The 25,960-nt window shown below is 47.9% G+C and carries 19 protein-coding genes; 18 read left to right on the top strand and 1 reads right to left on the bottom strand.

Features of this window, described 5'->3' with window-relative positions:
* The first annotated feature begins 32 nt into the window (after window positions 1–32).
* The 15 genes from lepA to AC4E8D_RS22015 all read left to right on the top strand — a co-directional run bounded on the left by lepA (window position 33) and on the right by AC4E8D_RS22015 (window position 15,016).
* On the top strand, window positions 33–1,847 hold the full coding sequence (gene lepA / locus AC4E8D_RS22085) for a translation elongation factor 4 (protein ID WP_036615097.1): 1,815 nt from the start codon (window positions 33–35) through the stop codon (window positions 1,845–1,847).
* A 206-nt stretch (window positions 1,848–2,053) separates the two neighbouring features.
* Window positions 2,054–3,238, top strand: a complete 1,185-nt coding sequence (hemW, locus tag AC4E8D_RS22080; protein WP_036668565.1) for a radical SAM family heme chaperone HemW — start codon at window positions 2,054–2,056, stop codon at window positions 3,236–3,238.
* Window positions 3,239–3,356: 118 nt separating this feature from the next.
* Window positions 3,357–3,827, top strand: a complete 471-nt coding sequence (locus tag AC4E8D_RS22075; RefSeq protein WP_017687214.1) for an N-acetyltransferase — start codon at window positions 3,357–3,359, stop codon at window positions 3,825–3,827.
* 255 nt (window positions 3,828–4,082) lie between these two features.
* Entirely contained in the window at window positions 4,083–5,114 is a 1,032-nt protein-coding gene (gene hrcA, locus AC4E8D_RS22070) for a heat-inducible transcriptional repressor HrcA (protein ID WP_076211670.1), read from the top strand.
* Between the two features lie 44 nt (window positions 5,115–5,158).
* Window positions 5,159–5,722: a nucleotide exchange factor GrpE gene (gene grpE, locus AC4E8D_RS22065; RefSeq protein ID WP_221821963.1), complete on the top strand. Its 564-nt coding sequence runs from the start codon at window positions 5,159–5,161 to the stop codon at window positions 5,720–5,722.
* A gap of 160 nt (window positions 5,723–5,882) precedes the next feature.
* The gene (gene dnaK, locus AC4E8D_RS22060; RefSeq protein ID WP_221821964.1) at window positions 5,883–7,727 is read left to right on the top strand and encodes a molecular chaperone DnaK; all 1,845 of its coding nucleotides are present in this window, start codon (window positions 5,883–5,885) and stop codon (window positions 7,725–7,727) included.
* Window positions 7,728–7,856: 129 nt separating this feature from the next.
* Window positions 7,857–8,981 carry a molecular chaperone DnaJ gene (gene dnaJ / locus AC4E8D_RS22055; protein ID WP_062835521.1) on the top strand — a complete coding sequence of 375 codons (1,125 nt, stop codon included), beginning with the start codon at window positions 7,857–7,859 and terminating at the stop codon, window positions 8,979–8,981.
* A 239-nt stretch (window positions 8,982–9,220) separates the two neighbouring features.
* A complete protein-coding gene (locus AC4E8D_RS22050) occupies window positions 9,221–9,589 on the top strand; it encodes a hypothetical protein (RefSeq protein WP_017687219.1) in 369 nt (122 codons plus the stop codon).
* A gap of 222 nt (window positions 9,590–9,811) precedes the next feature.
* Window positions 9,812–9,991 carry a YfhD family protein gene (locus AC4E8D_RS22045; RefSeq protein WP_339178079.1) on the top strand — a complete coding sequence of 60 codons (180 nt, stop codon included), beginning with the start codon at window positions 9,812–9,814 and terminating at the stop codon, window positions 9,989–9,991.
* Window positions 9,984–10,376 (top strand): hypothetical protein, encoded by a 393-nt coding sequence (locus AC4E8D_RS22040; protein ID WP_221821967.1) that lies wholly within the window; start codon window positions 9,984–9,986, stop codon window positions 10,374–10,376. The genes AC4E8D_RS22045 and AC4E8D_RS22040 overlap by 8 nt, the downstream gene beginning before the upstream one ends.
* Before the next feature lie 190 nt (window positions 10,377–10,566).
* The gene (gene prmA / locus AC4E8D_RS22035) at window positions 10,567–11,532 is read left to right on the top strand and encodes a 50S ribosomal protein L11 methyltransferase (protein ID WP_221821968.1); all 966 of its coding nucleotides are present in this window, start codon (window positions 10,567–10,569) and stop codon (window positions 11,530–11,532) included.
* 3 nt (window positions 11,533–11,535) lie between these two features.
* On the top strand, window positions 11,536–12,216 hold the full coding sequence (locus AC4E8D_RS22030; RefSeq protein WP_074095894.1) for a site-2 protease family protein: 681 nt from the start codon (window positions 11,536–11,538) through the stop codon (window positions 12,214–12,216).
* 138 nt (window positions 12,217–12,354) lie between these two features.
* Window positions 12,355–13,119: a 16S rRNA (uracil(1498)-N(3))-methyltransferase gene (locus AC4E8D_RS22025; RefSeq protein ID WP_221821969.1), complete on the top strand. Its 765-nt coding sequence runs from the start codon at window positions 12,355–12,357 to the stop codon at window positions 13,117–13,119.
* A 2-nt stretch (window positions 13,120–13,121) separates the two neighbouring features.
* Window positions 13,122–14,468 (top strand): tRNA (N(6)-L-threonylcarbamoyladenosine(37)-C(2))-methylthiotransferase MtaB, encoded by a 1,347-nt coding sequence (gene mtaB, locus AC4E8D_RS22020; RefSeq protein WP_221821971.1) that lies wholly within the window; start codon window positions 13,122–13,124, stop codon window positions 14,466–14,468.
* A gap of 113 nt (window positions 14,469–14,581) precedes the next feature.
* The gene (locus AC4E8D_RS22015; protein ID WP_221821973.1) at window positions 14,582–15,016 is read left to right on the top strand and encodes an NUDIX hydrolase; all 435 of its coding nucleotides are present in this window, start codon (window positions 14,582–14,584) and stop codon (window positions 15,014–15,016) included.
* 63 nt (window positions 15,017–15,079) lie between these two features.
* On the opposite strand, the gene AC4E8D_RS22010 is transcribed toward AC4E8D_RS22015, so the two are convergent.
* Window positions 15,080–16,081: a Na/Pi cotransporter family protein gene (locus AC4E8D_RS22010; RefSeq protein WP_017687227.1), complete on the bottom strand. Its 1,002-nt coding sequence runs from the start codon at window positions 16,079–16,081 to the stop codon at window positions 15,080–15,082.
* Between the two features lie 336 nt (window positions 16,082–16,417).
* On the opposite strand from AC4E8D_RS22010, the gene AC4E8D_RS22005 reads away from it, so the two are divergent.
* The 3 genes from AC4E8D_RS22005 to addA all read left to right on the top strand — a co-directional run bounded on the left by AC4E8D_RS22005 (window position 16,418) and on the right by addA (window position 25,954).
* A complete protein-coding gene (locus tag AC4E8D_RS22005) occupies window positions 16,418–17,794 on the top strand; it encodes a class I SAM-dependent rRNA methyltransferase (RefSeq protein ID WP_490205215.1) in 1,377 nt (458 codons plus the stop codon).
* Between the two features lie 232 nt (window positions 17,795–18,026).
* The gene (gene addB / locus AC4E8D_RS22000; RefSeq protein ID WP_490205214.1) at window positions 18,027–21,530 is read left to right on the top strand and encodes a helicase-exonuclease AddAB subunit AddB; all 3,504 of its coding nucleotides are present in this window, start codon (window positions 18,027–18,029) and stop codon (window positions 21,528–21,530) included.
* A complete protein-coding gene (gene addA, locus AC4E8D_RS21995) occupies window positions 21,527–25,954 on the top strand; it encodes a helicase-exonuclease AddAB subunit AddA (protein WP_490205213.1) in 4,428 nt (1,475 codons plus the stop codon). Before addB ends, addA begins: the two co-directional genes overlap by 4 nt.
* Window positions 25,955–25,960 lie beyond the last annotated feature (6 nt).

Here is a 25,960-nt window from a genome sequence, read left to right as displayed (position 1 = left end):
GATTGACACTAGGCTGTTTCTGGGGGTAAGGAATGACTGACATTCGGGCAAGACAACGTAAAATTCGTAACTTTTCTATTATTGCACATATAGATCACGGCAAATCAACACTTGCGGACCGGATCTTGGAGCACACAGGTGCGCTCACTTCACGTGAAATGCAGGAACAAGTTCTGGATAAGATGGACCTTGAACGTGAACGTGGAATAACGATCAAGCTACAAGCAGTAGCCTTGACTTACAAAGCGGATGATGGTGAAGAGTATTTATTGAATCTGATTGATACACCGGGACACGTAGACTTCACGTATGAAGTATCACGCAGTCTTGCTGCATGTGAAGGTGCTCTGCTGGTTGTGGATGCGGCTCAGGGAATTGAAGCCCAAACACTTGCCAACGTGTATCTGGCATTGGATAACAATCTTGAAATTTTACCGGTTATCAACAAAATTGACCTTCCGAGCGCTGATCCTGAACGGGTGAAGCAGGAAGTGGAAGATGTTATTGGTTTGGACACAAGTAATGCGGTTTTGGCTTCGGCCAAATCAGGAATCGGAATCAAAGAAATTTTGGAGCAAGTGGTGAAAAGTGTTCCGGCACCAACTGGTGATCCTGACCAGCCTTTGAAAGCGCTGATTTTTGACTCGCACTACGACCCGTACAAAGGTGTAATCGTATATGTGCGTGTTGTTGACGGCAAAATCAAATCCGGTTCCAAAATCAAAATGATGGCAACAGGTAAATCATTTGAAGTCATTGAAGTTGGAGCGTTCAAACCTCGCATGACCATCGTGGACGAGCTGAACGTCGGGGATGTTGGATTTATCGTTGCAGGTATCCGGCATGTTGGCGATACACAAGTCGGGGATACGGTAACGGATGCCAAAAATCCAACACCGGAACCTTTGCCGGGTTATCGTAAAATTAACCCAATGGTGTATTGTGGTCTCTATCCGATCGAAACATCGGACTATGTTGATCTGCGTGAAGCGTTGGAGAAATTGCAGTTGAACGATGCGTCTCTGAGCTTTGAACCGGAGACATCCAGTGCACTCGGTTTTGGATTCCGTTGCGGATTCCTTGGACTGCTTCACATGGACGTTATCCAGGAGCGGATCGAGCGGGAGTTTAACATTCCGTTGATCACAACGGCACCAAGTGTAATCTATCACGTCACCTTAACCAATGGTGAAGTGATGAAAATCGACAACCCATCCAACTATCCTGAGGTGGGCCGGATTGATTACGTCGAGGAACCATACGTCAAGGCAGATATTATCGTACCGAATGATTATGTAGGTACCATTATGGAGCTGTGTCAGACAAAACGCGGTGAATATGTAAATATGGAATATCTGGACACAACCCGGGTTACCATTACCTATGAGATTCCGCTGTCCGAGATTGTATATGACTTCTTCGACCAGTTGAAATCCGGTACCAAAGGATATGCATCCCTGGATTATGAGTTGTCCGGTTACCGTCAGTCCAATCTGGCGAAAATGGATATTGTACTCAATGGCGAACAGGTGGATGCTCTGTCCTTCATCGTTCACCGTGACCGTGCCTATAACCGCGGACGCATTGTCTGTGAGAAACTGCGCGAGCTGATTCCACGGCAAATGTTCGAGGTGCCAATCCAGGCATCTGTAGGTACCAAAGTCGTTGCTCGTGAAACGGTAAAAGCAATGCGTAAAAACGTACTTGCCAAGTGTTATGGTGGTGACATCTCGCGGAAACGGAAACTGCTTGAGAAGCAGAAGGAAGGTAAGAAGCGGATGAAGCAGGTTGGTAACGTTGAGGTGCCACAAGAGGCATTCATGGCGGTACTGAAAATTGATGATTAAACAATCTATTTTGAGGTACAACACAGATGTGTGTATTCAAATTAGATTAAGGAGAATTCAATTTCGGGTACATCACATAATGTGTGTATCGAAATTGAATTGTAGGACGTTTGCTTGCAAACGTGGGTACAACACAGAATATTAAATAACTAAGCTGAAAGGGAAGCCGGATGGCTTTCCTTTTTTCAAATAGAGGGGGACTTGCCATGACATTGGCAGCACACAGCCGGAAGACAGGTGCGCCCCAAGCGGTGTATCTTCACATTCCCTTTTGTACGAATAAATGTTTTTATTGCGACTTTAACTCCTACGTTCTGAAAGATCAGCCCGTGATGCAATATCTAGAAGCGCTGGAACGGGAGATGGAACATACAGTTAAGGCCAATCCACCGGGTGAGATCAAGACCATATTTGTAGGTGGGGGTACGCCAACAGCTCTGAAACCGGATGAGATGGCGGTATTTCTTCGTTCCGTGAAGACGTATTTCCCAAATTGGGCGGACGATATTGAATTCTCGATGGAAGCCAACCCGGGAACAACGGATGCGGAGAAACTCGCTGCGATGAAAGAAGGCGGCGTCAACCGTGTCAGCTTTGGCGTGCAGGCGTTTCAGAATGATCTGCTGACTGGTATTGGCCGTATTCATAATACGGATGATGTATATCGCAGTTTGGAGAATGCTCGTAAAGCAGGCTTGAATAACCTGTCCATTGACCTGATGTTTGGGTTGCCGAACCAGACCGTAGAGATGTTGAATGAGAGTATCGACAAAGCGCTGGAACTGGATCTGCCGCATTACTCCATCTACAGCCTGAAAGTGGAAGAGAATACACTTTTCCATACACTGTATCAAAAGAACCAGTTACCACTTCCTCATGAAGATGATGAGTTGGAGATGTATCTTCTATTAATGAGACGTATGAAAGAAGCAGGTTATGGACAATACGAGATCAGTAACTTTGCCAAGCCGGGCTTTGAGAGTCGTCACAATATTACCTACTGGCGTAATGAGGACTACTATGGTCTGGGTGCAGGTGCACATGGATATGTGGGCCGCGAACGGCATATGAATATTAAAGGTATAAATCCTTATGTTGAAGCTTCACGAGCAGGGCTGCCTCGTCTGGATCATTTTGAGATTGCTCGCCCGGAAGCCATGGAAGATTATCTGATGGTTGGACTGCGAATGTTGGAGGGAGCTTCGGCCTCACGCTTTAGCGAACAGTTCGGAGAGTCCATGGAAGAAGTGTTTGCGAAGCCTTTGGGCAAAATGTTGAACGCAGGGTTGCTTGAGCGGACGGCAGACGGCTTCCGACTGAGCGAGCAGGGTATCCTGTTCGGAAATGACGTTTTTGCGGAGTTTATCGGGTCCATATCGCTGAATTCATAGCTTGAAATTCTATACGCTCTGTTGTATATTTATTCATATTGATTTTACAGAGCGTGTTAATTTAACAACTACGAAGTCAGCTTTCCTCTGGAAAGCTTGGTAATAGGAGGAGAGCAGGATGTCGGTAATATGCAGAAAAGCCGTGCCGGAAGATGTTGAACCACTGTATGAAATGATTAAGGGCTATGCAGAGCGTGGGATCATGCTTCCGCGATCACGGGAAATACTGCACCGACAGCTGGAGCACTTTGTTGTAGCCGAAGTTGATGGTGAAGTGGTGGGTTGCGGATCGCTTTGTCGTCTGGGGAACGATTTGGTGGAAGTCAGATCACTCGGTATCTCGGAAGGGCACAAAGGGCTCGGTATTGGCTCCCGATTGCTGGACCGACTGGTAGAAGAAGCGGAGAAACAACAGATTCCTAAGGTTATGGCGTTGACATATGAAGTATCCTTCTTCCTCAAAAATGGCTTTGCCGTAGTGGAAAAAGAGATTTTCCCTGAGAAAGTATGGACCGACTGTGTTCATTGCAGCAAGCAGGATTGTTGTGATGAGATCGCTGTATTAAAAGAGCTTAACGTTTCAGCCTAACAACTAAATGGACTGCATGGATCGAGCCGAGTCAGCCTCTGCCCTACATGCAGTCCTTTTTTACTTCAAAGTATGTTCAATAAAGTTGTTAGGACTTGTCGACATTGGTCTATACTATAAATAGATGAGCCCACTCATCAAACTCACTTGACAATGTTCACGTCAGTTTGGTATTTTTGTATTACCGCTTAGCACTCATCTAACTGGAGTGCTAACGACATGGGACAGTACAGTCAGAAGGAGGGAATACTCACCATGTTAACTGAGCGTCAACGAATGATTCTGAACGCTATAGTGGATGACTATATCCGTTCAGCTGAGCCCGTAGGGTCCCGGAGCATTTCCAAAAGGGGAGATGTTGGATATAGTCCGGCGACGATCCGTAATGAAATGGCGGACCTTGAAGATATGGGTTTCCTGGAACAGCCGCATACATCGGCAGGACGCATTCCTTCTCATAAAGGCTATCGATATTACGTCGATCATTTGGTTCCCTGGAATCAGGTGGAGCCTCAGGAATTGGACGATCTGAAGTCGTTCTTCGCCGAAAAGCTCAATGTCATGGAACAAGTTATTCAACATGCATCCAATATTTTGTCACATATGACGAATTATACTTCGATCCTGCTTGGACCGGAAGTATTCCATACGTCCCTTCGTCACTTCCAATTGCTTCCGCTGAACGAAAGTGAAGCTGTGGCAATCATTGTGACCAATACCGGTCAGGTGGAGAACAAGACGGTCCAGATTCCTCCAGAAATCTCGGTAGCCGAGATGGAGAAAGTGGTTCGACTGTTGAACACCAAGCTGGTTGGTGTGCCAATTTACAAATTGAAATCCCGTCTCTATACTGAACTTGGGCAAGAGATGGAACGGCATATTACACGTTACGAGGAAGTTATGCAGGTGCTGAACAGTGCCTTTGACAACGAACATGATAATCGTCTGTTCCTCAGTGGTGCCACCAATATGTTGACTCAACCGGAGTTTAAAGATATCGAAAAGGTAAAAGATATTCTTGACCTGCTGGAAGAGACACCAACACTCATGAAATTGATGATGCCCGTGCCGGGTGGATCTGGTATTCAAGTGCGAATCGGCACTGAGAATGATCATGAAGCCTTTGCCAACTGCAGCCTGATTACAGCCTCCTATTCCTTGGACGGTGAGGCTTTGGGTTCGATCGGTATTCTAGGACCCACGCGGATGGATTATGCACGTGTCATTCATATTCTAAATACACTATCCCGTGACTTGACGGCGATGCTAACACATCGTTTCAAATAAGATTCGGGAATGAACCATTTCATTCGTATAAGGAGGTGAACATCTTGAAAGAGGAGCAATCATTTACAGAAGAACAAGAGGTAACAGCAACTGAGCAGGAGCCTATTAATGAAGCTGGCGCTGCAGAAGCACAAGCTGAAGAGATGGCTGATCAGGAGCAGGATGAGCTTGCACGTCTGAAGGCAGAAGCTGAGGAGCAACAGCAGCGTTATGTCCGTGCACAGGCTGATTTTGATAACTTCCGTCGTCGTACTCAGAAGGAAAAAGAAGAATTGGCTAAATACGCTTCGATGAAGCTGGTCACCGAACTGGTACCGGTTATTGATAACTTCGAGCGCGCCATGGCTACTGTACCGGAAGGAGCAGAGGTCGAATCTTTCTCCAAGGGCATCCAAATGATTTTCCGTCAATTGGAAACCGTAATGAATAACGAAGGCCTGACGGCAATGGAATCGGTAGGACAACCGTTCAATCCTGAATTCCACCAAGCAATTATGCAAGTGGAGAGCGACGAGTACGAAGAAGGTATCGTTGTTGAGGAAGTCCAAAAAGGCTACATGCTGAAAGATAAAGTGCTTCGTCCAGCTATGGTTAAAGTCAGCTCATAATTCCTTATAGGAAGGAATGAGTCGGCTCCATAGTTGAACAATGTGGGCGAAGTTTAATATAAAGGTTTGTACACATAGAGCACGATTAGCAACATGAACATCTAAATAAGGGTCAGATCAGACCCATTCATTTTAATTTGTTGAGGGAGGAAATTTTCGGATGAGCAAAGTAATTGGTATTGACTTAGGAACAACAAACTCATGCGTAGCAGTAATGGAAGGCGGCGAGGCTGTCGTAATTCCAAATCCGGAGGGCGCACGTACAACTCCATCCGTAGTTGGTTTCAAAAAAGATGGAGAGCGCGTTGTTGGTGAAACTGCAAAACGTCAAGCGATCACCAATCCGGATCGTACCATCATGTCGATCAAACGTCACATGGGTACTTCCCACAAGGAAACAATTGATGGCAAAGACTACTCTGCACAAGAGATCTCTGCAATCATCCTGCAAAAATTGAAAACTGATGCTGAAGCTTATCTGGGTCAAACGGTAACTCAAGCTGTTATCACTGTACCAGCTTACTTCAATGACAGTCAGCGTCAAGCGACTAAAGATGCGGGTAAAATTGCAGGTTTGGAAGTTCTGCGTATCGTCAACGAGCCTACAGCAGCAGCTTTGGCATACGGTATGGAGAAATCCGAAGACCAAACGATTCTCGTATATGACCTGGGTGGCGGTACGTTCGACGTATCCATTCTTGAACTGGGTGACGGCTTCTTCGAAGTTAAAGCAACTAGCGGGGACAATAAATTGGGCGGGGATGACTTCGACCAAGTAATCATTGATTATCTCGTAAGTGAATTCAAAAAAGATCAAGGCATTGACTTGAGTAAAGATAAAGCAGCTGTTCAACGTTTGAAAGATGCAGCGGAAAAAGCGAAAAAAGAACTTTCCGGTGTATTGACTACAACAATCTCCTTGCCGTTCATCACGGTTGCTGATGGCGTTCCACAGCATTTGGAGTTGAACCTGAGCCGTGCGAAATTTGAAGAAATCTCTGCAGGTCTGGTTGAGCGTACGCTTGAACCAACTCGTCGTGCATTGAGTGATGCGGGTATGACAGCTAACGATATCGACAAGATCGTATTGGTTGGTGGTTCCACACGTATTCCTGCAGTACAAGAAGCAATCAAAAAACTGACGGGTAAAGATCCACACAAAGGCGTTAACCCCGATGAAGTTGTAGCTTTGGGTGCTGCTGTACAAGCGGGCGTACTGACAGGTGATGTGAAAGACGTTGTATTGCTTGACGTAACTCCATTGTCCCTGGGTATCGAAACTGCGGGTGGCGTATTCACAAAAATGATCGAGCGTAACACAACGATCCCTACAAGCAAATCTCAAGTATTCTCCACATATGCAGACAATCAACCAAGCGTTGAGATTCATGTTCTGCAAGGTGAGCGTGAGATGGCAGCAGGTAACAAATCGCTTGGACGTTTCATGTTGGGTGATATTCCACCAGCTCCACGTGGCGTTCCACAGATCGAAGTTAGCTTCGATATTGATGCCAACGGTATCGTTAACGTATCTGCAACAGATAAAGGTACTAACAAAACTCAAAAAATCACAATCACTTCTTCCAGCGGTTTGAGCGATGCTGAAGTTGAGCAAATGATGAAAGATGCTGAGTTGCACGCTGAAGAAGATAAAAAACGTAGAGAACTCGTTGAAGCGAAAAACAGTGCAGATCAATTGATCTACTCTGTTGACAAAACGATCAAAGATCTTGGCGAAAAAGCAGATGCTGGCGAAGTTGAAAAAGCAAATGCTGCCAAAGAAAAATTGCAAGGCGTTCTGGCTTCCGACAACCTGGAAGACATTAAAGCAGCTACAGAAGAGCTGACAGAGATCGTTCAACAACTGTCCGTGAAACTGTATGAGCAAGCTCAGGCGCAAGAGCAAGAAGCACAAGGTGCTGAAGAGCAACAAGGTTCCGCTAAACGTGATAACGTCGTAGACGCTGATTACGAAGTTGTGGATGAAGATAAAAAACAAAACTAATTCGTAGTTCTACGCGAATTAAACATCGGTGACGTTCGAATTAGAGGGAAAGTCATAGCCGGGGCTCCCGCGCTTTGGCTTTCCTTTTGTCACGATGTGCGATAAGGTGAATGATATGGGGGTGGAAGAGTGGCTGAAAAGCGTGATTATTATGAGGTGCTTGGCGTTAGTAAAACGGCTAACGACGATGAGATTAAAAAGGCTTACCGTAAGCTTGCCCGTCAGTATCACCCTGACGTAAACAAGGCTGCTGATGCGGAAGCTAAATTTAAAGAAGTTAAAGAAGCTTACGACGTAGTGAGTGACGGTCAGAAGCGTGCACAATATGATCAATATGGTCATGTCGATCCGAATCAAGGTGGATTCGGTGGTGGCGGTGATTTTGGCGGCGGCGGATTTGGCGACATCTTCGACATGTTCTTTGGCGGCGGTGGCGGTGGACGACGTGATCCAAATGCTCCGCAACGGGGGAATGATCTGCAGTACACGATGACGATTGAGTTCAAGGAAGCTGTATTCGGTAAAGAAACGGATATTACGATTCCGCGTACCGAAGGCTGTGATACCTGTCATGGCTCAGGTGCCAAACCTGGAACGAAACCGGAAACCTGCTCGGTCTGCCAAGGTAGCGGTCAGCAGGAAGTCGTGCAAAATACACCGTTTGGTCGTATGGTTAATCGTCGTGCATGTTCGAACTGTAGCGGTTCGGGCCAAATTATCAAAGAAAAATGTACAACGTGTAGTGGTAGCGGTAAAGTCCGCAAGCAACGCAAAATCCATGTCCGCATTCCAGCGGGTGTAGATGATGGTGCGCAACTGCGTATGACAGGTGAGGGCGAGGGCGGCCTGCGTGGCGGACCAGCGGGGGATCTGTATATTGTCATTCGCGTGAAATCACATGATTTCTTCGAGCGTGAAGGTGACGATATTTATTGCGAAATTCCACTTACCTTTGCTCAGGCAGCTCTGGGAGATGAAGTTGAAATCCCGACGCTGACCGAGAAAGTGAAATTGAAAGTACCAGCTGGTACACAAACGGGAACGTATTTCCGACTCAAAGGCAAAGGCGTACCACGCCTGCGCGGTATGGGGCAAGGAGATCAACATGTGAAAGTGGTTGTGGTTACACCTAGTAAGCTGAATGACGAGCAGAAAGATCTGCTTCGCCAAATTGCTGCGCTGGATGGAGAGCAAACACATGAGCATGAACAATCTTTCTTTGACAGAGTGAAACGCGCCTTCCGCGGCGACTGAGAATAAATAAAGCAAGCCCAAAAGGACACCACAGCGGTTTTTACCGTAGGGTGTCCTTTTTTTGTACGCCTTTTTTGTGTTTCAGTGATTTTGGCAAAATTCATGGATCTATGCTACAAAGAACGACAGTAATTTGTGGGAGCATTTCGGTATATTCTGAGCGAACTTGCGGAAAGATAGCATGGCGAGAATGATATGCATAGCTGATATGCGAGAAATTAGGGAAGCAGGTGAAGCGGATGACCGAGAAAAATATTTTGGCGTACTTTCACAGCCCGGAGCAGGCTCAAGGGGCAGCCAAAAAACTGGAGGCATTGCGAGTGGAGGACCTGTCAATTAATCGATTCAGCCGTTATGCGGGTGTAGGACCAAGTGGGGCTTCCTACAAGCCGGGCGTTTCCGGTAGTTTTTCATCATGGGTGCCCGATTCGATGCAAACAAATGCCAGTGCTGGAATCATGGCGGCGGCGGACCCTTCTGCAAGCGGCATGAGTGATGGTGGACAGGGTGGCCCTACAGGAAGAGATGTATTACTAACGGTCATCGTAGATGAATCGGTACATCACCGCGCTATGTCTATTATCGAACAAGCCGGTGGAATGATCTAGTTTTAAGAAATATATATAAGATGGACAGATAATTACACTTTAACGGAGAGTGTAGAACCAATCTGAAGAAGCGAAGCGTGCGCCTTTATCCCCGGATTTCTCCCTTTAAGGAGGGAGTTTAAGAAATCTGGGGATAACAGCGATCGGAGGATGGGACTACAATCGGAGTCTTACAGGTGTAACAAATATTAGTTCATTTTAATTTGAAGGAGGAGCATTACAATGGCAGAACATGAACGTCCAGGCAAGATTTTAACGAAAACGGAAAAGATGAAACGTATGCAATCCGCAAAAAATGAGGACGTGGAATTCAGCGCTGAAGCTGCGGATCATGAAGATGTTGAAGCACTACGCCGCAGTGAAGCGGCTGATCGACGACAGGGACGGGAGCTTAATGACTGAAGATCGCTCGGCAGTGACCCTCGAAGCTGTTTTTACAAGCTGGACTGAGGCCGAGTCTGCACGCAGAGCCCTCGAATTGTTGCACCCGAACCAATTGAGTATTGAGAGCCTTGGCAATGAAGCGTCTGCATTGGACTCAAACGATGTTAAGAGCTTCGATAATTCTCCTACGGCCGTTGTCGGAGGGTTTAGTGGCGAACTGAATGTACTTGCCCTGATTAGTGATGAAACGGAAATGTTGTCCAATGGTCAGGTGTATGATTCACCCAAAGAGGACTCGGCAAACAGGCTGAAACAAGAAATTTTGCTGACCGTGTCCGTATCCAACGATTCGCTCCCGCAAGCTGCAGAGATGATCACACAGAATGGTGGGCGTTTTTGCTAAGTGAGATTCGAATTATACAAAATGCTGAAGTAAATGAAACAGATATGTATGAATAGATGACAGGATATTCGAGCAGTCAGGCTGCGGATATCCTGTTTTGTTTTTCTTTTACTGGTGCGGCTTTGTGCTCCGGCTAGCTTGTGTAGTACAATAGTTGGGATGTTTGAAAAATGAGGAGGAAAAACCAAGTATGTTATGGCATGAACTAACAATACATACCACAGAAGAAGCTGTGGAGATGATTTCGAATTTTTTACATGAAGCGGGTGCTGGAGGGGTTTCGATTGAAGAGTCCGGTACTTTAAATAAAAAACGGGACACAACATATGGGGAGTTATACGACGTTCCTTTGAATGATATTCCGGAAGGCTTTGCGGTCATCAAAGGGTACTTCTCCGAAGGTACCGATATGGTTGCATTGCAGTCCGAAGTTAATCCGAGAATTGAGGAACTCCCCGAATTCGGAATTGATACAGGTGAAGTTCGTTATGAGACGCGTACAGTGGATGAAAATGACTGGGCAACAGCCTGGAAGCAATATTTCAAGCCGGTACGTGTATCGGAACGTCTGACGATTAAACCAACGTGGGAAGAGTATACACCAGAAAGTCCGGATGAGAAAATTATTGAGCTTGATCCAGGCATGGCCTTTGGTACAGGAACACATCCAACGACCTCCCTCTGCTTGCGCACACTGGAAACGGTTATTCAGGGCGGCGAGGAAGTCATTGACGTAGGTACAGGTTCTGGTATTTTGGCTATAGGAGCAATAAAACTTGGAGCAAAACATGTACTGGCGCTCGATCTTGATCCAGTTGCGGTAATCAGTGCCAGAGAGAATGTGGAACTGAATGGGCTGGAGCAACAAATTACGGTTAAAGAGAGTGATCTGTTGTCCGTCCTCGGGAGTCAGGACCCTGCGCTAGGTGTGCAACTGCCAGTTAAGGTTGTCGTGGCGAACATTCTGGCTGAGATCATTTTGTTGTTCGTAGACGATGTCTATCATGCGCTTGAGTCTGGTGGTACCTATATTGTATCCGGCATTTGGAAGAACAAAGAGCAGGTTGTACATGATGCGCTGGTATCCTCCGGGTTTGAAGTGAGTGCGATCCACCGTGATGAGGATTGGCTGGCGTTTGTAGCCAGAAAGGGGTAACGTATGGACTTTTGGAATTCGTTCTTTCGTTATCCGATCGATCAGCTTCCGTTTTTCCTGCTGACCATCCTGATCGCATTTACGGTGCATGAATTCTCGCATGCGTATTTTGCCAACAAATTCGGTGATCCGACAGCCAAGCTGTTGGGTCGGGTCACGCTGAATCCGGTTGTACACTTTGACTTGTTTGGTGTGCTGCTGCTCATTATTGCCGGCTTTGGTTGGGCACGTCCAGTTCCGGTTAATCGGGCTAACTTCGACAAACCTAGATTGATGGGCATCATCGTATCCGCAGCAGGGCCTCTGAGCAATCTGTTGCTGGCGATCATCGGTACAATCATCTATGCTTCACTGGTTGGTTCGGGAGCGCTCGGCGGCATCGATAATGAGCGGTTGCTGACAGCCATCACAACGTTCTTTGCTATCTTTAACTTAACCAACTTTTTCCTGTTCCTGTTTAACTTGATTCCGTTGCCCCCGCTGGATGGTTATCGAATTCTGGAAGATGTAGTGCCACCTTCAATCAGCCGCAAGCTGCAAGGTGTGGAGCAATGGTCCATTTTTATCTTCCTGTTGATTCTTGTTATACCTCCGTTGCAAAATGTGACGATTCAACCTTTGTATGAGTTTGCGCAAACGATGTATGTGGATCTGGCAAAGCTGGTTATTGAATTATATCGCTAAAAGCACTTCGTGTTTTGGGCTGATATACTGGTCAGAAACACGTAAAAGTTGTATGATCATCTGTGGCGATTGGATTCACGCTTGTCATTAGGCGGGGTGAATTCCAGTCATAACAGGACAGAATGGGTGGATTGACTAATGCAGCGATATTTTGTATCTGCAGAACAGTTTAATGAACACGCTGTGATCATCACAGGTGATGATGCACGCCATATCGGCAAGGTTATGCGTGGTAAACCTGGAGATAAACTGATTGTCAGTGACGGAAACTCCAGAGAAGCACTCGTGGAAATTGAGACCATTGAAGTTGGCCAAGTTACTGCAAATATTGTAGAGTCTTTGGCTATGGACCGTGAAGCACGGATTCGTGTAACCGTGGCACAGAGTTTGCCCAAGGGCGACAAGATGGAAACAGTCATCCAGAGGTGTACTGAGATTGGGGCGGTATCATTTGTACCCTTCCTATCAGAGCGTACGATTGTGCAATATGATGCCAAGAAAGAAGGCAAACGGTTGGAGCGGTGGCGGAAAATTGCCAAGGAAGCTGCAGAACAGAGTCACCGGAATCGTATTCCATCCGTTGAGCAGCCGCTTTCCTGGAAAGGGCTGTTATCTTCTTTTGAGGGCTATAGCCTGGTATGTTATTGTTATGAGAAAGAAAATGGTAAACAGCTGAGAGATGCACTGAAGCCGTTTATAGAGAAGCTTGCACCTGATGCAAGTGCAGAAGTTTTGATCGTGGTTGGACCGGAAGGTGGATTTTCTGAGAAGGAGACGGCAGAGGCTGATCAGGCAGGTGCTGTATCTGTTGGACTGGGCAAACGCATTTTGCGTGCTGAGACAGCTGGAATGGCAGCACTAACTTGCGTGCTATATGAATCCGGAGAAATGGGAGGAATGTAATTATGCCATCCGTGGCGTTTTACACCTTAGGCTGCAAAGTTAATTTCTATGATACAGAGGCGATTTGGCAATTGTTCAAAAATGAAGGTTACGATCAAGTGGACTTTGATGAACAGACAGCGGATGTATACTTGATTAATACTTGTACAGTAACCAATACCGGCGACAAAAAGAGCCGTCAAATTATTCGTCGTGCCATTCGGCGCAACCCGGAGGCGATTGTGGCCGTTACAGGCTGCTACGCGCAGACTTCTCCGGCAGAGATTCTGGACATCCCAGGGGTGGATCTGGTTATCGGTACACAGGACCGTGACAAGATTTTGCCATATGTTAATGAAATTCAGGAGTCCCGTCAACCGGTTAATGCGGTGCGTAATATTATGAAAACCCGTGTGTTTGAAGAGATGGATGTACCTGATTTTGCTGATCGTACCCGAGCGTTCCTGAAAATTCAGGATGGATGCAATAACTTTTGCACATTCTGCATCATTCCGTGGTCTCGTGGTCTCTCACGTAGCCGTGAGGCGAATAGCATTATTCAACAGGCGCATCAGCTCGTACACGCCGGATACAAGGAGATTGTTCTGACCGGTATTCATACAGGTGGGTATGGTGATGACATGGAGAATTATGATCTCACCGATCTGCTGTGGGACCTGGACAAGGTAGAGGGGCTGGAGCGTATTCGAATCAGCTCGATTGAAGCCAGTCAGATTGACGACCGTATGCTCGACGTGATCAAACGTTCGGACAAACTTGTTCGTCACTTCCATATTCCGCTGCAAGCGGGTGATGATACGGTATTGAAACGCATGCGCCGCAAATATACGACAGAAGAGTTTTACAACAAGATGCTTCGCATTCGGGAAGCAATGCCGGATGTAGCGATTACAACAGACATTATTGTTGGATTTCCAGGTGAGACGGTTGAGATGTACCGTAATGGCTATGAGTTGATGCGGAAGATCGGTTTTTCCGAAATGCACGTATTCCCTTATTCCAAGCGTACGGGGACGCCAGCAGCACGAATGGAAGATCAGGTGGACGAAGAAGTCAAAAATGCACGTGTGCATGAACTGATTGACTTGTCTGAGCAGATGCAGCTGGAGTACGCTGAGCAGTTTGTCGGACAGGTACTGGATGTTATTCCCGAAGGTGAAGCCAAAGGCCGCGAGGGAAGTGGCAAGCTGCACGGTTATAGCGACAACTACATTCAACTGGTCTTTGACGGAACGATGGATATGGTCGGTAAAGTGTGCCAAGTCAAAGTGGTTGAAGCCGGCGTCAACGAGAGTCAGGCTACGCTGGTACGTGTGTTGGAAGAGAATCTTAAGTCCGCCGCGATGTAATCGAGGCGTCAGAAACAAGGATTTCATTTCCTTGGGGAGCTTACCCGGGGAGATGAGGTCCTTCTTTTGCAAAAAATAAGATAAAGATATCGAAGTTGATGGGGGAGAGCACGATGAACAAAAAAGAAATTTCAGCAGGCGGAGTTGTTTATAGAACAGGGGAAGACGGACGTCTTCAAATTCAGCTTATCGTAGATCGTTATGGTAAAACAACTCTCGCCAAGGGCAAGATGGAAGATGGAGAAACAATCGAACAGACGGCACTGCGCGAGATTTTGGAAGAGACAGGTATGGTGGGTCGCATTGTAGAGCCGGTCGATATCATTGCTTACACGTACCAACATGCAGATTTTGGCCCGGTGGACAAGGAAGTTCATTATTATCTCGTTGAAGCCGAGAGTGGTGATCTACAGCCTCAGATTGAAGAAATCAAGGGTGTGGATTGGTATGCTCCGGAAGAAGCATGGTCCTTACAGCAGCAGAGCGGATATGATAATAACGATGATATCTTGCGTGTAGCCCTGAACAAGTTAGGCTTTAACGTATAACGAGGTATAGTTCTAGTTCGAGTCAGTTAGCCGCGCGTTCTGTGGGACTGCATAGGCAGACCATCAAGCCACGGGTGACTTCGCCGCGGGGGCGTGAACCGGTGGTTTTTTGTGCCAGATTGGCAAGTAACAGAATGGCAAAGCAAGCAGTGAACTGGTGATGTTAAAAAGGGTCTGGGCATGCGCAATCTGTGCCCCGTTATCCGCTGACAGCCAGGCCGAAGCTGCATGCAGCTGGCCGATCAGCGGCATAAACAGCAGCGCTCCCGCAATGTTTAATACAACATGGGAGGCTGCGACAAATTTGCCTGCGGATGCTCCGCCCGCGGCAGCAATCACAGCGGTGATGCAGGTCCCCACATTGGACCCGATCACAATGGCGATGCCGATCTCCACAGGCAATACCCCTGTGGCTGCGAGCGTAATCGCCATGCTAATGACAGCTGCGCTGCTGTGAATGAGCGCTGTCAGACAGGCACCTGCCAGGAAGCCCCACCACAAGCTGTCGGCCGAGCGGTCGAGAAACCATTGAAATACGCCCATGCTCCGCAAGGGTAAGGCAATGGATTGCATCACCTGAATGCCTGTCATAACAAGTGCAAATCCCGCAGCTGCGAGGAAGCTGTACTGGATGTTAAACAGAGTCTGGCGCGTGCGTTCAGGAGCGGCCAGATTGCGTTCACCAAGAACAACAAACATGGCCCAGCCCGTTAGCGACAGGACGAGTAGCGGCAGGGAAGCGCGTCCGATCTGCAGTCCCACCAACTCCGTCGTCAGGCATGTCCCGATGTTGGTGCCGAGGATGATGCCGAGTGTGCGTCCATAGGTAATTAATCTGGCATTAGCCAGTCCAATGGTGAGTACGGTGACCGCAGTACTGCTCTGTAACAGGGCTGTTGCGCCCGCACTGAAGGCCATGCCTTTCCAAGGAGCAGAGGTGGCACGATTGAGCCAACCTGCCAACATGGGCCCTGCCATGCGCTGTAAGGCCGTCTCCATCAGCTTCATGCCACCAAAAAAGATAATAAGCCCATAGAGTAGGGGCAATATCACATCTCTAAACATAGAAACATCATTCCTTCCGTCCGGGTTCCTTAACTCATCCTATGAGTAAGAAAAGACAACCATGACAAGCCTAAAGGAATTCAGAGGGAAGCGACCTAAATTACCCCACCCCAATTCGAAAGATACGGTGATTCGTGCAAACGTGGTGGAGGGGACGAAATCGAATCTGAAGAAGCGAAGCGTGCGCCTTTGTCTCCGGATTTTCCCTTTAAAAAAGGGAATCAAAAAAATCTGGAGACAACAGCGATCGGAAGATCGATTCGTAACCGAAACGCCACCTACGCGCCGCACCAAACCTATCTTTTGAACTATTAAATTAAAGGAAGTGAATCTACCTTGCCATCAGTTACACTTGAACGCAGTCGCAAAAAGCGGCTTGAACATGCACATCCATGGATATTTAACAATGAAATTGCCTCTGTTGACGGAAACCCGGAGCCGGGAGATCTGGTCAATGTATTGAATCATCAAGGTCGCTATCTGGCGACAGGATATTACAATCCCGCATCTCAAATCACAGTAAGAGTTGTAGCGTATCAACCACTGGAGTCCGAACAGATGGACACCGCGTTTTTTGCAGCGCGTTTCCGCGATTGCTTGCGTCACCGTGAACGTTTTATCCAGGATGGAGAGGCATACCGTCTCGTTTACGGCGAAGCAGATTTTCTACCAGGCTTGATCGTTGACCGGTTCGGCAGCATCCTCGTTGTACAGTTACTTACACTTGGCATGGATCGTTGCCGTGAAGCCATCGTACAGGCACTCATTGAAGTAATGCAGCCGGAAGGCATATATGAGCGCAGTGATGTCTCGATTCGTGAACTCGAAGGTTTGGAGCAGACCAAAGGTCCGCTGTACGGAGAGTGCCCACGGCATGTCACCGTTACAGAAAATGGACTACTCATTAAAGTGGATATCGTGGAAGGGCAGAAGACAGGTTACTTCTTCGACCAACGCGAGAATCGTGCAGCCATCGAACCGCTCATGAAGGGTTGGGGCTATAAGAGTGGAATCACACTACAAACGACCGAGCAGGATGGCACACAGCAGATGTTGCCTGTGAATAAAAGCGGTAAAGTAGTTACATTCCCTTATTGGGATGGTGCCACTGTGCTGGAGTGCTTCTCACACACAGGCAGTTTCACGTTGAATGCTTGCAAGTATGGAGCCAAAAAAGTGACTTGTCTTGATATTTCGGAGCATGCCATTGAGAGTGCACGAACAAATGTAGAGCTGAACGGTTTCACCGACCGGGTCGAATTCGTAGTTGCTGATGCATTTCAGTACTTGCGTGAACAAGTGAAGGGGCTGGATGAACGTACCGCACGTGCACGTGCAGGCGAACAGAAAGTGGATACATCCAAAGCGCTGGCAGCTGGCGGTAAAACATTTGATGTCGTCATCCTCGATCCTCCTGCATTTGCCAAAACGAAATCAGCAGTTAAAGGTGCAAGTCGCGGTTATAAAGATATCAACCTGCAAGGAATGAAACTGGTCAATGAGGGCGGATATTTGGTAACAGCCAGCTGTTCGTATCACATGCGTCCTGACCTTTTCCTGGATACGATTGCCGATGCAGCCGAAGATGCAGGCAAAGTGCTGCGTCTAATCGACTGGAAGGCAGCAGGTAAGGACCACCCGCAAATTTTGGGCGTGGATGAAGGACATTACCTGAAATTTGCTATTTTCGAAGTGCGCAGTAAAAAGAATTAGAAGAGTCTCGTTTCACTTTTTTTAATCTCTTGTGAGATAAAGTGAAGTTTAAATAAATGATACTTTTGGCAAAAAGTCCACAGTGTGATAGCTGCGGGCTTTTTGCTGTTTGGCTGTGTTAACGGAGATGATCTCCGTTTTTACCGGATAGTGGCAAACGTATGTTCCGAACCAAGTCAGATATGTTATACTGGGAATTAAAATCTTGTACGTGTAGTTTGGAGGATTAGACATGTCCGTTCGTTTTGTTATTGGCCGGGCAGGCAGCGGCAAAAGCTCGCTGATTACCCGGGAAATTACAACCCTGCTTCAACAAGAACCGCAAGGTAAACCTTTGATTTTACTCGTTCCCGAACAGAGTTCCTTTCGAACAGAGCAAGCGTTGGTGTCTTCTGGAGCAATTAAAGGTACGATGCGTGCAGAAGTGCTGGGCTTTCGCCGTTTAGCCTATCGTGTAATGCAGGAAGCAGGTGGTTCTGCTCGTATTCCGATCGGAGCCGAAGGCAAAAAGATGCTGCTCTACAAAGTAATCCAGCGCCGTAAGGAAGAATTGAAGCTGTTTGGTGCATCCGGCAGCCAGCTGGGTTTTATAGGCGAATTAAATGACTTATATAGTGAATTTAAACGTTATGAAGTTGATCCATCATTGCTGGAAGACGGGCTGTCTGGAGGAAATACCTCATCGACTTCGCCGATTCTGGAGGACAAGTTGCATGACTTGAATCTGATATATCGTGACTATGAACAGGAACTGACCCATTTATATATTGATGATGAAGACACGTTGACCGAGCTGACAGATCGTTTGTCGGAAAGTGCTTTGCTGCAGGATGCCCAGATCTGGATTGATGGCTTTCAGGGATTCACGCCACAGGAGATGAGTGTGATCGGTCGGCTGATGTTGCAGTCCTCTTCCGTGACGATTGCACTGACATTGGATCGTCCTTATGATCACGGCGCACTGCCTGGAGAACTTGAACTGTTCTATCCCACAGCGAGTGCCTATGCGCGCCTGAAAGGGATGGCTGAAGAACTGGGTGTACCGAGCGATATAACCGTGCTAGATTCGGAGATTCCACCGAGATACAAGGATCGTCCAGGACTTGCTCATCTGGAGGCTGGTTTCGATCGCCGAATTCGTTGGAAAAGTGATGGCTTTGATTCCGGAATCCGACTGGTTGCAGCCGAGAACCGACGAGCTGAGATGGAGGGAGCACTGCGTGAGATGCGGCGTTTGGCGCAAAACGAAGGTGCGCGTTATCGGGATATGGCGGTACTTGTTCGTCAGTTGGATACCTACGCCGATATAGCTGAACCTCTATTCAGGGATTATGACGTACCCGTCTTTCTGGACCGCAGAAGAAATGAACTTCATCATCCATTATCCGAGTTTATCCGTTCCGCATTGGATATTGTTCGTCGCCACTGGCGTTACGAGGATGTATTTCGCTGTGTCAAAACGGATCTGCTGCTTCCGCGTGATGGTTCCATCACTCGTGAAGATATGGACCAGCTTGAGAATTATGTACTGGCTTGTGGTATTCACGGGTATCGCTGGACTGATGGCAAACCATGGAAGTATGTACCAAGCCTGTCGCTGGAAGACAACGGTCAGGATGGCCGTAGTCGAGGACGGGACCAGATGCTTTCTTTAATGGAGAGCTGCCGAACGGTCATTACAGATTCCTTGGGTGTTTTTGAGAAACGAATGAAAAAGGCAAAGACAGCCAAAGCCCAGTGCGAAGCACTATACAGACTGCTGGAAGATGCTGAGATTGCATGGAAGCTGGAGAACATGTCTGCTGAAGCTAAGGCACAAGGTGACCCCGAACGGTCGAGAGAACATCGGCAGATGTGGGGAGCTGTGCTGGATTTATTGGATCAGATGGTTGATATGATGGGGAATGAACGGCTGGATATCACGCTGTTTGCCGGGATGATCGAGACCGGATTGACGGAACTGAAGCTGGGTCTGGTACCACCAGCACTTGATCAGGTACTGGTTGGTTCCATGGACCGTACACGTCTTCAGGACATCAAATACGTATTTATCCTTGGCGCAGTTGATGGTGAATTACCCGCCGTACCTCAGGATAATGGCGTATTAACGGAACTGGAGAGAGCGTTACTGACGGAACGTGGCATGGCGCTTGGACCAGGTGCAACAAGGCAGATGCTGGATGAACGTTTCCTGATCTATACGGCACTTACAGCCGCAAGCAGCCAGTTGTGGCTGAGTTATCCGGTTGCTGATGATGAGGGGAAAGCACTGCTTCCTTCCGAGATTGTCCGCCATGTACGGAAGATGTTTGGTTTACAAGAACAGCCATTGCTCGCTCAACCACCGATTGCGAACTCGGAAGAAGCGCATTGGTCCTATGTCACCCATCCAGGTCAGAGTCTGTCTGCGCTCATTGGACAATTGCGCAAATGGCGCCGCGGAGAAGACATCCCTGAAATGTGGTGGGCGGTCTACAATTGGCATGTATCTCGGGAGACAAGCAGACCTCAGCTGGAACGGTTGATGGGATCGATCTTTTATCGTAATAGAGCATTACCACTACGTACAGCTACCAGTCGCAGATTGTATGGCACAGAGGTGAGGACGAGTGTTTCGCGAATGGAGCGTTTCGTCGCTTGTCCGTTCTCCCATTTTGCTTCGCACGGGTTGCGTCTCAAAGAACGGCAATTGTACCGCCTTCAGGCCCCTGATATCGGACAACTGTTTCATGCTGCACTTAGCCAACTGGCTATGCGGTTGCGTGAAGAAAATCGTAGTTGGGGCAGCTTGACTCCAGACCAATGTCGTCAGGAAGCCGAGCAAACCGTGGAGCAGATTGCACCACAGCTGCAAGGGGAGATTTTGCTAAGCACCAAGCGATACGGTTATATTTTCCGCAAATTGAAGGACATCGTGAGCCGGGCATCCGTTATTCTCGGTGAACAGTCCAGACGCGGAAGTTTTGAACCGATTGGATTGGAGCTTGATTTTGGACCGGATAAAACGTTGCCGCCACTACGTTTTGAACTGGAAAACGGCTGTGTGATGGAGATCGTGGGTCGGATTGACCGTGTGGATGTCGCAGAAGGAGAGAATGGTCTGCTCCTGCGTGTCATTGACTATAAATCAAGCCAAACGGACCTCAAGCTTCATGAAGTGTATTATGGTCTGTCATTGCAGATGCTCACCTATCTGGAGGTGCTGCTTAGTGCTGCCGAGGAATGGCTTGGAGAAACGGCGATGCCGGGAGGAACGTTGTATTTCCATGTGCATAACCCGCTGTTGCAATCTGCAAATGGCATGACATCGGAGCAGGCCGGACAAGAACTGCTGAAACGGTTCAAAATGAAAGGTTTGCTGCTCGCGGACCGGGATGCAATCGCACAAATGGACAACACCCTGGATAAGGGGTATTCAGCGATTATTCCAGTTGCTCTTAAGGCGGACGGAAGCTTTTATAGCAGCGCCGCTGTAGCTACGCCAGAGCAATGGGATACGCTGCTTGCTTCGGTTCGCAGTAATATCCGCGAGATTGGTACCCGGATTACGGATGGGGATGTGGCCATTGAGCCTTATCGTATTCAGCAGGAAGTGGCGTGCACGTTCTGTCCGTATAAACCTGTTTGTCAGTTTGATGAGAATATAGAAGGAAATGAGTATAACCTGTTGTCCAAACCGGGCAAACAGCAAATCTGGGATATGTTATCTCACACCAAGGGAGGGGAAACATCATGACGAATATGCCAAAACCGGAAGGAAGCTTCTGGAGTGACGACCAGTGGAGTGCCATCTCGGAAAGTGGAGAAGACATTCTGGTTGCCGCTGCGGCGGGATCAGGCAAGACAGCCGTACTGGTTGAACGAATTATTCGCAAGATCGCAGATCCCTCCCAAGGATTCAGTGTGGATCGTTTACTTGTAGCTACGTTTACCAAAGCGGCCGCCGCCGAGATGAAACAACGGATTCGGGAAGCGTTGGAACGTGCGCTGGAAGAACAGCCTGGAGAAGAGCATCTGCGTAAGCAGCTGTCGCTGCTTGGACGGGCATCTATTACAACGCTGCATTCATTCTGTATGGAAGTCATCCGCCGTTACTATCAGCAAATTCCGTTGAACCCGGCTTTTCGTATCCTGAATGAAAATGAAGCGGAAATCATGCGCCAGGAACTACTCGAAGAACTATTTGAGGAAAAGTATGGCGAGGAAGATGAAGGTAGTACATTCCGCGAATTGGTCGACTGGTTCAGTGGAGAACGAAATGATGATGCGATGCATCGACTGGTGCAACGATTGTATGATTTCTCCCGCAGTCATTCCTGGCCGGATCATTGGCTCTCAGAGATGGCATCTGCTTTTCAGGTGGAAAGTGTGGAGGCACTTGGACATTCAGCATGGGTTCAGAGTATTTTGCGTGATGCGGCTCTTGCTTTGAGTGGTGCAGCAGGACTACTCCGTCAAGGCATTCATATTTCCATGCAGCCTGAAGGTCCGGCACCTTATGCAGATACGTTAAAAGAAGATCTGGTGATGGTGGAAGAGCTGCTGTCTGCGGTTGAGATTATGCCATGGGAGAGGTTGCCTGAAGTGTTTCAACCCGCTGCATTTGGCAAACTGAAACCCTGCAAAAAGGATCAAACGGACCCGGCTTTACAGGATCAGGTGAAAGAACTCCGTGAGGCTGCGAAAAAGGCAGTTACCGACCTGAAAGGTTCATTGTTTGGAAGAAGTGCTTTTTCGTTCTGGCAGGAGCTGGAGCAAGCGGCACCACTCATGCAGGAACTGTCGAGGCTGGTTAGTACATTTGGAGAACGTTATCGACAGGCCAAACAGGAACGGGGGCAAGTTGACTTCAGTGATCTGGAGCACTATTGCCTTCACATTTTGCGACATGAGGATTCAACGCCTGAACTGTCGATGCCTTCCGATGCGGCTATGGAGTACCGTTCGCGATTCGATGAAGTGTTGCTTGATGAATATCAGGACACCAATACGGTTCAGGAAGATATCGTGAAGCTCATCTCCAGAGAAAACCCGGGTAACCGATTCATGGTCGGTGATGTCAAGCAGAGTATCTATCGTTTCCGGTTGGCTGAGCCGGGTCTATTTATGAACAAGTATCGCCAATATGGAGCGAGCACACGTGAAGATGGAATGGTGGAAGATCGTCTGAATCGTACAGGTCAACGTATTGATCTTGCGCGGAATTTCCGCAGCCGTGCTGAAGTCGTGCATTCGGTCAATATGATATTCCGGCAACTCATGAACGAAGGTGTGGCAGAGATTGCTTACGATGAACGAGCGCAACTGGCATATGGGGCTACGTTCCCGTCAGAAACGCTTGGTGATAAGGCGTATACACCTGAACTTATGTTGATTGATCGTCAGGGCGGTGGTCCTGATCTGACAGAGAGTACGGATGAGAATGGGGATGCATCGGTCTCCGCAGAACTGGAGAGTGCCGAACTTGAAACAGCCCAGTTGGAAGCGCGGGCGATTGCAAGGCGTATTCGTGAGATGGTTGGGGATACGGACAAACCTGCCCTCCATGTATATGACAAAGCCCTGCAAACGATGCGCCCGGCACGTTACGGTGACATGGTCATCTTGTTGCGTTCAACCTTGATGTGGGCTCCGCTCATGATTGAGGAATTCAGACAGCAGGGAATTCCTGCTGGAGGAGAACAGAGCAAGGGCTACTTCCAGGCTACAGAAGTGGAAATCATGATGTCTCTGCTTCAGCTTGTTGATAATCCAAGGCAGGATATTCCGCTTGCTTCCGTGCTTCGTTCTCCGATTGTCGGACTGGATGAAGAGGAACTGGCACAGATTCGGCTTGGTGACAAAAGACAGTCATTCTATGATGCGGTTGTATCTGCTGCTGGTGAATGGAACAATTCCTCCACTAATACCGTACAACAATCCCGTCAGGATAACGATCCTGATTCCAATATCGTCCAGTTACAGTGGCCGGAAGCCTGGTCAGAGATGGAACAGGGACAGAAGGAGACAGCAGCTTCAGTCGAGGCAGAGATCCTGGATAATGGCTATGAATTCGATGATGTGCATACAGTGCATACAGATGGAATGCAGGATGCTGGTGTTACTGGACATGTAAGTGAGGATCTGGGCATAACGGAGATCTCAGGCTCGGAGTTACAGCAAAAATTAATTCGCTTTATGCGTCAATTGGAGCAGTGGAGACTTGAGGCAAGACAAGGCAGTCTAAGTGAACTGATCTGGCGTATGTATCGGGAAACCGGTTATTTGGACTGGGTTGGTGGTCTTCCAGGAGGACTGCAACGTCAAAGTAATCTTAAGGCATTGTACGATCGCGCACGACAATATGAGGAATCAACTGCGAATCGCGGCTTGTTCCGTTTCCTGACCTATGTTTCCAGACTGCGGGAAAACGGGGGAGACCTCGGGACTGTAACAAGTAGTTCTGGGGAGCAGGACAACGCCGTACGTATCATGACGATTCACCGGAGTAAGGGTTTGGAGTTTCCAATTGTCTTTGTCGGTGGCATATCCAAGATGTTTAATCAGCAGGATCTAAACGCACCGTTTCTGATGCATAAGGAACTGGGATTTGGTCCGAGGTTTGTGGATCGTGAAAACAGGGTTGCCTATCCTACATTAGCCAATCTGGCGATTCGTCGTCGTGCGCAATTTGAACTGCTTGCGGAAGAGATGCGTGTGCTGTATGTTGCGTTGACCCGTCCCAAAGAGAAAATGATTTTGCTGGGTACTGTAAAAGATGCCGCGAAAAAAGCGCTCGCGTGGTCTCAGGTCAAGGACAGCCTTGAACTGGCATTGCCAGACTATCTGCTTGCTGCTGGACGGAGTTACCTGGACTGGATTGGACCATCCCTGATGAGACATCCAGATGCGGCTGTGCTGCGTGAACTTGCTGGAAGCAATGATTCGTTCTCGGCCTGTCTTGCAGATGATCAATCACGATGGGCGATCTCTATTATTTCCGCCGATCAGGTATCCCGTGATCATGTGGTGGATCAGACACTCGGAGAAGAAGACGGGATGACTGAGGTGCGGAAAGAAAGAATTGCTGCGCTAAAAGCCGTTCAGCCTGTGAAGTTGGTTACATCCTCAACTGTAGAAGATCTGACGAAGATTGCACAAGATACGGCTAACCAAAACATTGAAGATGAAGGTGCCGATACAGTAGCTCTTCAACAAGAGGAGACACGGCTGATCAACGAGGTTGATCAACGGCTTTCATGGACGTACCCCTATGAAGCAGCAACTCAAGTAGCAGCCAGTACATCTGTCACGGAGTTGAAAACGTTACTTGCGATGCAGGACATCCAGTCCGTAGAGGTGATGGAGGAACTTGGAGAACAGTCCGAGAAATTATTGGCCGACAACCCAGCTATCAATAACATCAAGGATGAAACAAGTCGTGCTCTCCATGGTGCATCCAGTGAATCTATCAAGCATGAGCCTGGGTTAGAGTCAGATTCAAACCGTACGGTGAACCTTTCGGATGCGGGATCTGCGGGTACGTCTTTCAAACTGCATCTGCGTCGTCCGAAATTCATGGAGGCAACGCAGCTGACAGGGGCAGAACGGGGGAATGTGTATCATACGTTGATGCAGCATCTTCCTATAGATGGATCATCCGTTGATTCACAGCTTATTGAACAGACGATTGAGCGGTTGATTAACCTTCAGATTTTGCTGCCCCATCATGCTGCGGCTATCGAACCTGAAGAACTGGCCGGATTTTTCAATACAGAACCAGGGAATGAATTATTGCGTGCAGCGTGGGTGAAACGGGAAATTCCGTTTGTGTATGGACTTCCGGCACACCAGTCTCCTGTGGAATGGCTACACCAACAGGCGGCGAACTCAGATATACAGATGCTAAATGAAGATAGCAAAATGCAGGCAACGATTGAAAATGAAACCGTGCTTGTACAGGGGATTATCGATTGTCTGTATGAGGTGGACGGCGAGCTTGTCTTGCTTGATTACAAGACGGATCGAGTTTTGGAGCATCGTGGTGGTTTGGATGAACTTACCAAAAATTATCGCTTCCAGCTAGATCTGTATGGACGGGCTATTGAAGATATATTAGGTCGGAAAGTTGACCGGAAATGGCTGTACTTTTTTGATGGTGGACATGCAGTGGAATTGTAAAGGAAC

It is taken from the genome of Paenibacillus sp. SRL342, from assembly GCF_984798905.1.
The sequence above is the reverse complement of the archived record's forward strand: the minus strand, read 5'-3'. Positions and strand labels throughout refer to the sequence as shown.